At 55.8% G+C, this 13,033-nt stretch carries 11 protein-coding genes and 1 pseudogene; 2 read left to right on the top strand and 10 right to left on the bottom strand.

The features are described 5' to 3' along the window. From gcvT to glyA, 6 genes and pseudogenes are all read right to left on the bottom strand, one after another. Window positions 1–150, bottom strand: a pseudogene (gene gcvT, locus ACR0DL_RS00005) (glycine cleavage system aminomethyltransferase GcvT); the annotation flags it as partial. A 16-nt stretch (window positions 151–166) separates the two neighbouring features. Then, window positions 167–589 (bottom strand): universal stress protein, encoded by a 423-nt coding sequence (locus ACR0DL_RS00010; RefSeq protein WP_170347762.1) that lies wholly within the window; start codon window positions 587–589, stop codon window positions 167–169. Window positions 590–671: 82 nt separating this feature from the next. Further along, window positions 672–2,042 (bottom strand): alanine/glycine:cation symporter family protein, encoded by a 1,371-nt coding sequence (locus ACR0DL_RS00015; RefSeq protein ID WP_226688796.1) that lies wholly within the window; start codon window positions 2,040–2,042, stop codon window positions 672–674. Between the two features lie 25 nt (window positions 2,043–2,067). After that, window positions 2,068–3,012, bottom strand: a complete 945-nt coding sequence (lipA, locus tag ACR0DL_RS00020) for a lipoyl synthase (RefSeq protein WP_170347764.1) — start codon at window positions 3,010–3,012, stop codon at window positions 2,068–2,070. Between the two features lie 14 nt (window positions 3,013–3,026). Then, the gene (gene lpdA / locus ACR0DL_RS00025; protein WP_480635738.1) at window positions 3,027–4,406 is read right to left on the bottom strand and encodes a dihydrolipoyl dehydrogenase; all 1,380 of its coding nucleotides are present in this window, start codon (window positions 4,404–4,406) and stop codon (window positions 3,027–3,029) included. A gap of 11 nt (window positions 4,407–4,417) precedes the next feature. After that, complete coding sequence (gene glyA / locus ACR0DL_RS00030) at window positions 4,418–5,671, bottom strand: serine hydroxymethyltransferase (RefSeq protein ID WP_480686992.1); 1,254 nt, start codon at window positions 5,669–5,671, stop codon at window positions 4,418–4,420. Between the two features lie 146 nt (window positions 5,672–5,817). Here glyA and ACR0DL_RS00035 point away from each other — a divergent pair, with 146 nt between their 5' ends. Next, on the top strand, window positions 5,818–6,420 hold the full coding sequence (locus ACR0DL_RS00035) for a helix-turn-helix domain-containing protein (RefSeq protein WP_170347767.1): 603 nt from the start codon (window positions 5,818–5,820) through the stop codon (window positions 6,418–6,420). Between the two features lie 544 nt (window positions 6,421–6,964). Continuing rightward, complete coding sequence (locus ACR0DL_RS00040) at window positions 6,965–7,339, top strand: hypothetical protein (RefSeq protein ID WP_170347768.1); 375 nt, start codon at window positions 6,965–6,967, stop codon at window positions 7,337–7,339. A 166-nt stretch (window positions 7,340–7,505) separates the two neighbouring features. Here the strand turns inward: ACR0DL_RS00040 and ACR0DL_RS00045 are convergent, their stop codons facing one another. The 4 genes from ACR0DL_RS00045 to ACR0DL_RS00060 all read right to left on the bottom strand — a co-directional run bounded on the left by ACR0DL_RS00045 (window position 7,506) and on the right by ACR0DL_RS00060 (window position 12,974). Continuing rightward, window positions 7,506–8,090 (bottom strand): hypothetical protein, encoded by a 585-nt coding sequence (locus ACR0DL_RS00045; RefSeq protein WP_480686994.1) that lies wholly within the window; start codon window positions 8,088–8,090, stop codon window positions 7,506–7,508. A 47-nt stretch (window positions 8,091–8,137) separates the two neighbouring features. Then, window positions 8,138–8,785: a hypothetical protein gene (locus ACR0DL_RS00050; RefSeq protein WP_480686996.1), complete on the bottom strand. Its 648-nt coding sequence runs from the start codon at window positions 8,783–8,785 to the stop codon at window positions 8,138–8,140. Window positions 8,786–9,431: 646 nt separating this feature from the next. After that, window positions 9,432–11,369 carry a DUF3604 domain-containing protein gene (locus tag ACR0DL_RS00055; RefSeq protein WP_480686998.1) on the bottom strand — a complete coding sequence of 646 codons (1,938 nt, stop codon included), beginning with the start codon at window positions 11,367–11,369 and terminating at the stop codon, window positions 9,432–9,434. 222 nt (window positions 11,370–11,591) lie between these two features. Continuing rightward, entirely contained in the window at window positions 11,592–12,974 is a 1,383-nt protein-coding gene (locus ACR0DL_RS00060) for an amidase family protein (RefSeq protein ID WP_480687000.1), read from the bottom strand. Window positions 12,975–13,033: the final 59 nt, after the last annotated feature.

A 13,033-nucleotide genomic window follows, 5' to 3' on the forward strand; every position in this document is an offset into this window, starting at 1 on the left:
AAACACCGCCGCCTTCTCACGACACTGCTTATGCTCACCCATAATCCCCAGCGGATACTGAACAGGCATCTCCCAACCCGCAAAATCAACCAGCTTGCCTCCCAACTCAACATGGAGATCGTAGAGAGGAGTGCGTTTTAAGTCAGTCATAGCTGTAGCCTTTCAATCAACGTGACTGGTCACGGACAACCATGACGGTGCAATGCGCGTTGCGCACAACACGGGCCAGGTTCGGGCCAATCTCATAGTTCGGGAAATCGCCTTTGGTCGACGCCATGACGATCAGATCAAAGCCGTCCTTATAGGCAAGCTTCAGAATTTCGCGGTAGACGCTGCCTTCTTCAACATGTACCGGCACATCAGAGGCATTGGCGTGATCCAGTATGGCCTGAACCGCACCCCGCACGTGGTCTTTGGCGCCTGCGCCATAGTTGGCGGGTAGGTTCGGCAACTGGATGATCTCGGGGATGACGGCGACCGTGTGCAGTTCGGCGCCATAGAATTTTGCCTGTTCCAAAGCGACCGGCAAAGCCAGCTTCCACGAGCGGTCGTCAGTGTGATCAATCGGCAGCAGGATTTTCGTGGCCATCACGTCTCTCCTCGAGATAGAAAATTTGTTTCAAAGGCGGGGGGCCGGGTTGGCCCCCCGTTTTATTTTGTCAGTGCCGAAGTTATTCGGCAGGTGAGCCGCCCGGTTCTTCGGATTGGCCGTTCGAGGCAAAGAACTCTTTCGTCAATTTGAAGACGATCGGGCTCAGCAATGCCAGAGCGATCAGGTTCGGGATGGCCATCATGGCGTTCAGCGTATCCGCCAGCAGCCAGACAAAGCCCAGATCTGCAGTCGCACCGAAATAGATCGCAACGATCCAAAGGATGCGGTAGGGCAGCAGGGATTTGACGCCCAGCAGGAACTCAACACATTTCTCGCCATAGAACGACCAGCCAAGGATGGTGGTGAAGGCAAAGATCGACAGCGCGATTGCGATCAGGTGACCACCGCCCGGAAGCGAGGTTGCAAATGCCAGCGAGGTCAGAGCCGCGCCCGACTCACCCGAGGTCCATGCACCTGTCGAGATGATAGCCAGACCGGTGATCGAGCAGACGATGATAGTGTCGATGAATGTACCCAGCATCGCGATTAGGCCCTGATTGACCGGACCTTTGGTCTCGGCTGCTGCGTGTGCAATCGGAGCGGAACCCAGACCAGCTTCGTTCGAGAACACGCCACGTGCCACACCGAAGCGGATTGCGGCCCAGACGGCTGCACCTGCAAAACCGCCTTCAGCGGCAGATGGGGTGAAGGCGTAGGTGAAGACCAGCGACAGGGCGTTACCGATTTCGCCAATGTTGATGATCAGAACCAACAGGCCAGCGACGATGTAAGCGATCGCCATGGCCGGAACCAGCTTACCGGCAACCGCACCGATGCGGGTAATGCCACCCAGGATAACGGCGGCGGTCAGGACCATTAGAATAATTCCGGTGACCGAGGTATTCACGCCGAAATTCGATTCCAGAACTTGAGCCACACCGTTTGCTTGTACACCGTTACCGATGCCGAAGGCAGCAATGGCTCCGAATAGGGCGAAGGCCCAACCCAGCCAGTGCCAATTCGACGACAGACCGTTCTTGATGTAGTACATCGGGCCGCCAACAAAATTGCCCAGCTCGTCCTTCTCGCGATACTTCACCGCGCAGACGGCTTCGGCATATTTGGTGGCCATGCCCACCAGGGCGGTCATCCACATCCAGAACAATGCGCCCGGACCGCCCAGGAAGACAGCAGTGGCCACACCGGCGATGTTACCCGTACCGATGGTCGCCGACAGCGACGTCATCAGCGCGTTGAACGGGCTGATCTGACCGTCACCCTGACCTTCGCGGCCTGCGAACAACAGCTTAAAGCCAGTGCCGATGCGCAGGATCGGCATGAATTTCAGCCCCACCTGCAAGAAGAAGCCGACGCCAAGAATGAGAACCAGCATGAGCGGCCCCCACACGACGCCATTGATGGCCCCTACGATTGAATTTAACGCTTCCATGGTTTCCCTCCCATTTGCGTTTGGATTATGCCCCGTTGGCGATAGCCCGTTGGCGGGCTTGCTTGAGGGCGGCAAAGTCTTCGTCCGCATGGAACGACGAACGGGTCAGCGGGGTTGCTGACACGTGCAGAAAGCCCTTGGAGCGCGCGATTTGCTCCAGCTGGGCGAATTCGTCCGGAGACCAAAAACGATCAATCGGGTGGTGTTTCGCGGTCGGTTGCAGGTATTGCCCGACCGTCAGGAAATCGACCTGAGCCGCGCGCAGGTCATCCATCACCTGGCGAACATCGTTCAGGGATTCTCCCAACCCGACCATCAAGCCGGATTTGGTGAAGATCTCGGGGTTGGCGCGTTTGGCATCGTCCAGCAGCCGCAGCGAGGTATAGTAGCGCGCGCCGGGGCGAACGGACGGATACAGGTGTGGAACGGTTTCCAAATTGTGGTTGAAGACGTCTGGGGCAGCCTGGAACACGACATCCGCCGCGTCGCCTTTACCTAGAAAATCGGGGGTAAGAACCTCGACCGTTGTGCCTGGGTTTTGGTGGCGGACGGCCCGAATGGTCTGAGCGATATGTTCGGCCCCGCCATCAGCCAGATCGTCCCGGTCCACGGATGTGATCACCACATGGCGTAGGCCCAGCTTTTTCACCGCGGCAGCGACGCGGCCCGGTTCAAAGGCGTCCAGCGCATCGGGGCGGCCCGTGGCAACATTGCAGAAGGAACAACCGCGGGTGCAGACCTCACCCATGATCATCATCGTGGCGTGACGCTTGGACCAGCACTCGCCAATATTGGGGCAGGCGGCCTCTTCGCAGACGGTCGCCAGATTGTGGTCGCGCATCAGACGGCGGGTTTCGTAATATTCGGCGCTGTCGCCCTTTTTCTTGCGAATCCACTTGGGCTTACGCGGGATGACACTGTCTGCCTTCTTGGCCTTTTCAGGGTGGCGGGGGCGAAGCTGGATGGTCATCTGGCAGGTCCCTCTTAGGCGTGGATTGCGCGGCCCATGGAGTCAAGGCAGGCTTCTTTGACCGCCTCGCCCATGGCTGGGTGTGCATGACAAGTGGCAGCGACCTCGGCGACGGTTGCGCCTTTGGTCATGGCCAGAACCAACTCGGCAATCAGGTCTCCGCCGTGGGCGCCACAGATGTGGGCTCCCAGGATTTCGCCGCTTGGGTCCGCCAGAACCTTGACTGCGCCGTCGGTGTCGCCGGTCGAACGGGCGCGCGAGTTGGCCATGAAGGCGAACTTGCCAACCGAATACTCGGTGCCAGCCTCTTTCAGCGCTTCTTCGGTCAGACCGACCGAGGCGACTTCTGGGTCGGTATACACGACACCCGGCACGGTGTTATAATCGACGTGACCAACTTGACCTGCCAGCGTTTCCACGCAGGCGACGCCGTCTTCTTCGGCCTTGTGCGCCAGCATCGGGCCGGGCACGCAGTCGCCGATGGCGTAAATGCCGGGAACCGAGGTCTGGAACGTCCCATCCACCTCGATGAAGCCGCGCTGACTTACTGTAACGCCCAGCTCCTCCAGGCCCAGCCCACGGGTGACAGGGCGGCGGCCCACAGCGATCAGGACCTTATCAGCCTCGATCACTTCTTCTTTGTCTTTGCCGACGCGATCAACGGTCAGCACCAGACCGGTATCGGTCTTTTCGACCGTTTTCAGCGCACGACCCAGCTGGAATTTCAACCCGCGCTTGGACAGTGCGCGTTGTGCCAGCTTGGCGATCTCACCATCAATGCCGGGTAGAACGCGGTCCAGATACTCGACCACGGTAACCTTTGCGCCCAGACGGGACCAAACCTGCCCCAGTTCCAGCCCAATCACACCTGCGCCGATCACGACCAGATGGTCCGGTACGCTCTCCAATGCAATCGCACCGGTCGAACTCAAGATGTCCTGCTCGTCGATCTCGATCCCCGGCAGCGAGGTCGGTTCCGAGCCGGTGGCGATCAGAATGTTTTTCGCTTGATAGACATCATCGCCGACCTTGACCTGTCCGGCGGAGGGGATGCTGGCCCAGCCTTCGATATGGTCGACCCCGTTTTTCTTGAACAGAAACGCGATGCCTTTGGTCAGGTCGCCTACGATCTTGTCCTTACGCCCCATCATCGCGGGTACGTCGATGCTGGCCCCCTCGACCGCAATGCCGTGGGAGGAGAGATGTGCAAGTTCGGCATACTTGGCCGAGGAGGTCAGCAACGCTTTGGAGGGGATGCACCCCACATTCAGACAGGTCCCGCCAAGTGCCCCGCGCCCTTCGACGCAGGCCACTTTCAGTCCCAGCTGAGCCGCGCGGATCGCAGCGACATAGCCGCCAGGTCCGCCCCCGATGACAATCAGATCGTAGGTCATGACGCTAACTTTCAGTAGATCGGGTGGCTTGCGCACAGGGCGCGCACTTTTTCACGGGTTGCTCTTTCAACGGTTTCGTCTCCGCCCGGGTTCTGCGTCAGCGCGTCCAGAACGTCACCGATCAGATGGCCGATCTGCTTGAATTCCTCGGGGCCAAAGCCCCGGCTGCAACCGGCCGCAGTACCCAGACGAATACCGCTGGTGATGGTGGGTTTCTCGGGGTCACCGGGCACGCTGTTTTTGTTGCAGGTAAAGCCAGCGCGTTCCAGCGCGGCTTCGGCGTCTTTACCGGTTACGCCAACCGGGCGCAGGTCCACCAGCATCAGGTGGTTTTCCGTGCCGCCCGAGACGATGTCGCAACCGCGTGCCATCATAACGTTGGCCAGAGCCGAGGCACTGTCGATCACGCGCTGCATGTACTCTTTGAATTCGGGTTTCAGAGCCTCACCGAAAGCGACGGCCTTACCGGCGATCACATGCATCAGCGGGCCGCCCTGCAAACCGGGGAATACGGCTGAGTTGATCTTTTTCGCCAGCGCTTCGTCATTGGTCAGGATGATGCCACCGCGCGGACCACGCAGGGTTTTATGCGTGGTCGATGTCACGATATGAGCGTGCCCGACGGGAGAAGGGTGTAGGCCGGTTGCAACCAGACCGGCGATATGCGCCATGTCGGCTAGCAACCAGGCGCCAACCTCATCCGCAATCGCGCGGAAACGGGCAAAGTCGATTTTTTGCGAATAAGCCGACGCGCCTGCAATGATCAGTTGGGGCTTTTCGGCCTTGGCCAGTGCTTCGACCTGATCATAGTCGATCAGCCCCGCATCGGTCAGACCATATTGGATCGGACGGAACCATTTGCCGGATTGCGCCGGTTTCGCGCCATGGGTCAGGTGGCCGCCGGCGTCCAGCGACATGCCCAGAATGGTGTCACCGGGGCTGAGCAGTGCCAGCTTGACCGCGCCATTGGCCTGGGCGCCCGAATGGGGCTGCACATTCGCAAATTCGCAGCCAAACAGCTGCTTCAACCGGTCGATGGCTTCCTGCTCGACCTCATCCACATATTCACATCCGCCATAATAGCGGCGACCGGGATACCCTTCGGCATATTTGTTGGTCAGAACCGAGCCCTGAGCGTCAATCACAGCCTGAGAGACGATGTTTTCAGATGCGATCAGTTCGATCTGTTCGGCCTGACGTGCGCCCTCGCGAGCAATTGATGCAGCAATGGTCGGATCGGCCTGTGTAAGCGACGTTTTGAACATGGTCATCTCCTCTGATTTCGAATCTCCGGTTCGAAACTAAGTTTCCTATAGTGGAATTGGTTCCCTTAAAGCAACATAAATCTCTTATTCGTGAAGTTGCGTGCGACTAAGGGAATATGTAAGCTGGAAAGAACGGGGAGATTTTCATGGGCGAAGACCAAAGAAACGAAGGGGTTACACCCGAAGAACTGGATGAAGGGGCGGCCTTGGGGCGTTCCATCCGCGACGCGCGACGGGAAAAGGGCTGGACTCTGGAAGAGGCCGGGCGTGCGGCAGGTATCGGGCGATCGACCCTGTCGAAGATCGAAAACAATCAAACCAAACCCAGCTTTGAGATCGTGCGGCGGTTGACACAGGCGCTGGATATGAACCCTCCGCAACTTTTTCTTCAATCGGGTCAGTCAGGCATAAACGGTCGGCGGGACTATACCGCTAAGGGGCAGGGTGAGTTCCGGGAAACCGCCACCTATTTGCACGAATTGCTGTGTTCGGATCTGACAAGCAAACGCATGCTGCCCTATGTGGCCACGATACGTGCCCGCGATATCTCTGAGTTTGACCCCTGGATCCGACATTCGGGCGAAGAATTCATGTACGTGCTGAGCGGCGAGTTGATTTTCATCTCGGAACACTACCGCCCTCTGCCGATGAAAGCGGGTGATTCACTGTATTATGACAGCAGCATGGGGCATGGCTGCGTGTCGACCAGTGAAGAAGACGCGCAGGTTCTTTGGGTGTCGTTGGAATAGGTCGTGTACCTGGGAAACTTGGCGTTACCGCAGTTTATCACCTTTCCGGTGTGGCTTGGGTTTCGCGCACAGAAGAACTAAAAACCCAGTTTGTGGAAATTTCAATATTGAGATTAGACGTCTTGGGATAGACCGCTAAAACCTGCTGTGATCCTTTGCTGTCGCGGTTTAAGAACAATCTATGCAGTCAACTTCGTTTAGTTGGCGTCAAACACATTCGTTACCAAACCGCGATTCCGGAACCCCAATACCGCTGAAGCTTGAATTTCCGTGGGGCGAGCAAGAGTTTTGGGGAGGGAGAAACACGTACTTATGGTCGCGTGGTTCTCTTGGCCCTCAGCCCATTGAAAGCGCATATTTGGTGCTTTCCTATTGGGCTCATAAGAAGATTGATGCCGGTGAAAACCCCGACGCCCTCATCAGGCAGGTTTTGGAAGGGAGCGAAAGTGTCGCGGCCGTTGGCGTTGCTGCCTCGATAATACTTTAGACTCAGCATGTCTCCGAAGTCAGTCTTCCCGTCATCGCGAATTTTAGGATTTGGGACATGGACATCAACCGGCAAGCTCAGGAGTTTGGACGTGGACTAAACTTGATGGGCATAGATCCACTGCAAGGTACGACCGACAAAGAACGCGAGGCGCTAAAATATCTTGATGAGAGAACCCACAAGACTCGCACCCTACAAAGCATGGCTCCTATAGCCTTGTTTTCGGCCTCGGATGAGCTGCGCGACGCCTTCAAATCAAAGATTGCCGGGTACGAACATCACCTGCCGATTTATTTCAATGAGGAATTTGGCAACGTCGAGCATATCGAGGCTGTCAGGCGCAATGCCGAAGAGTGGGCACGAATGGTCGAAAGCACCAGCTATCAAATTTTTTCTAAGCCTGACACTGAGGGCATGTCGGAGATTGCATAAGTGCCTCCCCAGCCGACCACGGAAGACGGCAAGAAACAACAGAAAGAGGCAAGGGATAAACTAAACGAATACAATGTGTTCTTTTGGGCAAAGGCGCGGCTCAGTGGCGAAGCTCCTAATCCAGACTAGGCGCCCGAGGATGTAGTAAGTTTCGCCAAGGCGCGGGCTAGACACGATTCATTCTGTTTTTTTGGAACGCGCGGGTGAAGGGGTGCACCAGGCCGCATTGGCAGCTGTGGCCGCGCTTACCCGGTTGTTCCGGCCCTGTCCCGATGGCAAAGCAATAATCGCCATTGCGATACCGGATATCGCTGCATTTGAGCAGGAGGATTTCCTCAATCCGAGAGCCGATTGTAAGAACGATAAGCGGAACCCAGTAGGTCGCATCCCGGATGATAAGCTTGCCTCGTTTCCACCGGCGATGGGCCGAAAGACAGCCGGTGAAAATCGGCGACGTCAGGAACTTTGCCAGGCGTTCTTCGGTCCAGGGTATTTGGATCTTGGGCATGGTCACGCGCACATAGAGCTCATCATTCGGGGCCTGCGCCGCGATGTGCCCTTCGACCTCTTTATAGGACAACGCCTCTGGAGGATTGATGCCGAGGTTCTTGGCACTCTTGAACATACGATTCCGCCCATCCCGATCTCGCTTGATAGTAGTTATGGTGCGGCGTGGAACCAGGTTATCGGCCAGGATCACCCGCTTTTCTGCAACCGAGATATCGTCTCGCCCCCTGATCTCTTCGGTCACCAGGAGGTCATGAGCATCAGCTGCAGAGATCTCGGTCGCCTTCGAGATTATCTTTCCTTCTTTGTTAAAGCGGTTCTTACCGTGACTACGACCTTGGGTGCGGGGTAGTCGGGCTTCCCAAGCAAAGAACTCTTTTTGCCGTTCCTCGTGATCGCCGAGACGGGAATATCGCCGAAGAATTCCAGCGTCAGCTTTTCTAGGGCATTGATGTTGCCCTGAATTGACGGGGTTGGATGGTTTTTCCGGGGTCTGGCCCCAAGCGTGTGAGAGAAGAACGGGCTCCTGAACGAAGCCGTCGAATTCTTGATACCATGTTCTTTGAGCAGTGCACGGCTGGCAGTCCGCACATCGTCGCCATCGGCTACGTCATTCTCGATATCGTTAATGCGCCACTTGAGCGAAATGGCCTGGCGACCGAGGTCCGGCGAGAGCGGATTCGGCAAGGCAAGCGATATCATTTCACTGGCTTTTTTAAGCAGCTCTTGAACTCCCTCCCAATTTCCGCGCCTGGCGGCGCGGCGCAGTTTCTTGTTTTCAGCTTCGAGTTTTTCAATGCGTTCGTTCACATCTTCGTTGGACAGACTACCCATGCTGTTCTGCTCGGCCAGGATCCGGGACAACTCCACCCGGAGGGCTTCATTCAGCAGGGCCTTGGCGTCGGCAGGGGGCAGGGCAGTTGTATTCAGCGTGTCCACGATTTCGATCTCCTTTTGCTCGCAGACCGTGAAGAGCCTTGCGGCTCACATCACGGCGTCGCGCGGGAGATCGGTTCGCAACGAAAAACAGAGAAATGAGTTTGTTTGAGGGTTTGATAAGCTTCTGCGTAGGCGCTTGCGGAAATAGAAATACCGGCCCCTTCTCATAAGGTAGGGTCCGGCGCAGAGCTTGGGTTTTCGGTGGGACGAGTCGGCGCGCTTGCGGGCATAGCGCGCATCGGCATGTGTTACACATCGTTTTTCAGGGACTCTGTAAAGCTCTTATTTTCTTGGATTTTTTGAAGCATGTGGCTGGGGTGGTAGGAATCTTTGCCGTCCGATGAAACCTAAGAGCTTTTCCAACCGGCGGCCGAAACTGGGGCGGTTCCGGGGCATTTCGGGAGGGAACACGGGGCATGCCTGACCGCTAGAGAGGTCGTTAACCCGTGCCGACAATTGCTGACGAGACCGCTAGATCGACCGTTCACTGGCGCTGACTGGACCGCTGACGACTGGTTCCGGGTGCTGACGGGTAGTCGCTGGTGCTGGCGGTTGGGTGGGCTTTGGTGGCGCTGGGGCGATCGTTCGAGCGGATTGCTGTCAACGTCCGCAACGAGCCCATACCCGACCGACATCGTAAATCGAACTATTGTTGTGGCGAGTACCAAATCGGCGAAGTGTAGGCCCGTTCCTGTGTTGTTAATTGGACGCCATCCGGCATGTCTATTCCGAACTTCACTGCATCATACGCCGTCCAGCGAGGGGTCGGAATTTCAATAACCCGGGCATAATAAAATGCGCTTTCCGAGGGATCGAAATCCGGGTCTTCCCACACAGTTCCCAGCTCAGAGGCTCCAATTGTGTTGGTCCACGAGGGGATAGAGAGGTCCACTGTGGTGCCTACTGACGGCAACTTGCCAACGGCATCTGGTTCGCGGGAACCAGACCAGGCCACGTCGTAGACTTTTTCCCGTTGCTCTCCATCTGCATCTAACCAGCCCTTTATGATCTGGATTCGATCCAGGTTTGCTCCCATCGGATCACGAAGCGCATATACCAGAAAGGAAGGTGTGCCTTCACCAGGGTCAAGATCACCACCCATCGGCACCCCTTTGCTGTATCCCACAAGCGCCAAGTCGCGCCGTAACGCATCTTCTTCGGCAAAAGAGTATCCTCCGAACATACGGACGCGCATTCGAGGTCCTGTAGTTGCGTAGGTTTCTCGCCGATGCATCGCATCCCAAATGGCTTCTCGGGAATTCTCCTGCGCCCATACTGCGGTTAGACCGCCAGTAATGTATTGCGACGAAAGCAGCGCAACAGTCCCGTCAGCATAGGTCTTACTGACATGTTGGCTGCGCTCTTCGCTGGGCTCGTAACCGGTAAACTTCCCGAAGAAATTGTCGTTATCTGGAGCCGTTAAACCTGTGTGTGTGTCACTAGCCCCACCCAGGCCAAACTTGAAAGGGTTTACTCCCAAAGCCTTTTCCAAAGATAAGCCTCGAAGTAACCCGGATCGAGCGTATTCACCGGGCAACATTTCTGGCTCTTTCGGAACCGAAGCATCCAGATTGCCGTAATCCCATGTTTCGAAGTCAGCAAATTCATCGTCAGGTGATAGGAACGGGTGGGCCTCACCATCTCCCTTAATCTGCGTTGGTTCGTATAGTCTTTCCCATTTGTTTCGCGCTTCTGCGTATGCGGGGTCTAACGGCACACCATCCGCGAAGTCATCGACTAACGGGAACATCCAGCCGTTAGACAAGTTCCCATTATGTGGAATAGCAAGAACACGCCCGCCTGTCGTTTGTTCATAGTTCTCCAACCACTTCCAAAGATCACGAGGGTTAGGTGACCCCACAGGTGGCGTTGTTGTATAAGGCAGTATCTGTCTTGTGAGCTCAGGGCCATCGCGAAAGATCACATTTCGGTGCAAATTGTTCCCTGCGACGAGAGATGTCCATTCATAGGCGATAAAGGTGCTGAACACGCCCGGATCATTGTACTCTTCCGCGGCATCGATAATTTCGTCCCAAACACGGGCATACGCAGGGTTGCCTGGTTGATAGTTCAGCGCAGGGGAAACCTGTCCTTGCGCAAACGCGGCTGTAAGCTCAAGCGCAGCCGCTAGAGCGGCTTCTCCGCCCTTATTGAATTCTTCATGGAAATATCTGCCTTGCTCATCTGCCAAGATGTTGGGAGCACCTCCGATGATATCGGTAATCGCACCCATAGCATCCGAATGATCTGTAATCATGAAGAAATCGAGAGGCCTCGACAACTTTACAGGTTGCCCCGTGTTCGACACAACTTCTTCGCCACGCGCAAACCGATAGGCATCATGAGGCATGAGGCGCGTACCGCCCCCACCAGCATCCCCGGAAAGACCAGTGTGAACGTGAGTGTCACCAAAATAGACTTGAGTTGGATACGCACGTTCGGCGTAAGGTGAATAAGGTCGACCGGAAGGGCCTGAAAGGCCTGACGGATTTATTGCATCCTGAGCTAGGACTGGGCTCCCCAGAATGAGAGCTGCCGGCAAAACATAGCGAAACAATTTTTCCTCCATAATTGAAGGCACCATAGCATAACTCTGCTCGGGAAGTTATTTCGACTGAGTTCGAAGGTTTGCTAAGTCCGCACAGCCGGCGCTGGTCATGTCGGGACAGACCACAAGCCCGATAGAAAGCGTCGGTTGAGCGGTGTGAGCCCTTTTGCGCCTTTGCTGAGGAGCGAATAACAGATCATCAAGGATGTTAAGTGGGTGGGTACAAGGTTACGATTACGTTTTCTGTTCTCCAAAATCTTAGGCACTCAACAGAGCAGCTTCAACCGCTTTCGCAATACTAAGCAGATCGAGGTCAGCCTCCGGGCGCCCGTCAAGTTCCAACCCCACAGGTAGATGATCCCTTTCTGAAGCACTCAGGGGGATTGATATTCCCGGAGCACCATAGACCCCGGTTGCAGCAACGTTTCGCATGAAAACAGGCAATATAGGCACATATTCACCGTTCAGGAAAACGGCCTCATCAGATCCCTCAATTGGGGGGGCTTCAAGTGGTGCAGTCGGAAAGATCAGGGCATCGAGTCCAAATTCCTCAAACAGCCTTAGATAAATCTGTCTGATCCCATCAATCCTGGCGATTGCCTCACGATAAGTAGTCTCTGATGGCGCGTCGTCACCCAAGACCGAATTGACATACGTGTTCTTGACGTCCTTGCTAGCGATCTTGTCGACCATGTCCTGCAATGTTGTGTTTGGTTGCTTTTGCGCCAGACAAGCAGCCATTGCATTTTTCATTTCGTAAAAACCAGCGGAGAACCCCACTTCGAAAGATGCAGCGCTTATCGGCGATATGTCGACTTCGATCAGGGTAACGCCAGCCTGTTCGAGTTTTGCGAAAGCATCGCTGACAGCGCGAGACACATGGGGCGAAAGGTTCACCATGTAGTCTTTTACTAAACCCAGGCGCAGACCTCGCAGGTCACGAGGTTCAGGCATTGTTTGATGAGTCATAATTGAAAACAGATACGCAACGTCTCCAACGGTTGTCGCCATGGGGCCTGCAACGTCAAACGTCGGGACAGAAGGGACAATGCCGTTCATATCTATCAGCGACGTCGAGGGTCGAAACCCAGCCACGCCTGTCAGTGCGGCGGGAACCCTGATCGAACCCGCGGTATCGGTTCCGAGCCCACCCAAAACGATCCCGGACGCAATCGCTGCAGCGGTTCCACCTGATGACCCGCCCGGGATACGGGTAAGATCGGCGGGGTTTCGAACGGCGCCAAACGCTGCGTTGTTAGACGTCACCCCAAAGGCAAGTTCGTGCATGTTCGCTTTGCCAATAACAATTGCACCCTCGGATGTCAGGTGGGAGACAATCGGGGCCGACTTCGAGGCAACATAATTGATACTCGGGGTGCCTGCTGTGGTCCGATACCCTTCAACATCGATATTGTCCTTGATAGCAAGTGGTATACCCGCCAATCGCCCGGTGTTGCCGCCAGAGCCAATCAACAGATCCACCCGCCTCGCGTCTGCCAAGGCCTTGTCCCGGTCATATGAAATGAAAGCGTTGATTTCACTGTTGGAAGCCATCTCATCAAACGCCTGCTCGACGAGCGAAACCGCCGAGAGCGATCCGCTGCGAACCTGATTTGCTTTTTCAACAATAGAGCCGGACATCTGCTGAATACGTACCAATGTTATGAATGCGTCTGAAGTTTATATTCGTCGATTCTCCG

The organism is Ruegeria sp. BB5 (assembly GCF_056539405.1).

Bases quoted from the DNA above. Each gene is read 5' to 3' on its own strand.
- ACR0DL_RS00040 (WP_170347768.1), top strand. From the start codon at position 6,965: ATGGACATCAACCGGCAAGCTCAGGAGTTTGGACGTGGACTAAACTTG.
- ACR0DL_RS00035 (WP_170347767.1), top strand. From the start codon at position 5,818: ATGGGCGAAGACCAAAGAAACGAAGGGGTTACACCCGAAGAACTGGAT.
- ACR0DL_RS00010 (WP_170347762.1), bottom strand. From the start codon at position 589: ATGGCCACGAAAATCCTGCTGCCGATTGATCACACTGACGACCGCTCG.
- glyA (WP_480686992.1), bottom strand. From the start codon at position 5,671: ATGTTCAAAACGTCGCTTACACAGGCCGATCCGACCATTGCTGCATCA.
- lpdA (WP_480635738.1), bottom strand. From the start codon at position 4,406: ATGACCTACGATCTGATTGTCATCGGGGGCGGACCTGGCGGCTATGTC.
- ACR0DL_RS00055 (WP_480686998.1), bottom strand. From the start codon at position 11,369: ATGGTGCCTTCAATTATGGAGGAAAAATTGTTTCGCTATGTTTTGCCG.
- ACR0DL_RS00015 (WP_226688796.1), bottom strand. From the start codon at position 2,042: ATGGAAGCGTTAAATTCAATCGTAGGGGCCATCAATGGCGTCGTGTGG.
- lipA (WP_170347764.1), bottom strand. From the start codon at position 3,012: ATGACCATCCAGCTTCGCCCCCGCCACCCTGAAAAGGCCAAGAAGGCA.
- ACR0DL_RS00060 (WP_480687000.1), bottom strand. From the start codon at position 12,974: ATGTCCGGCTCTATTGTTGAAAAAGCAAATCAGGTTCGCAGCGGATCG.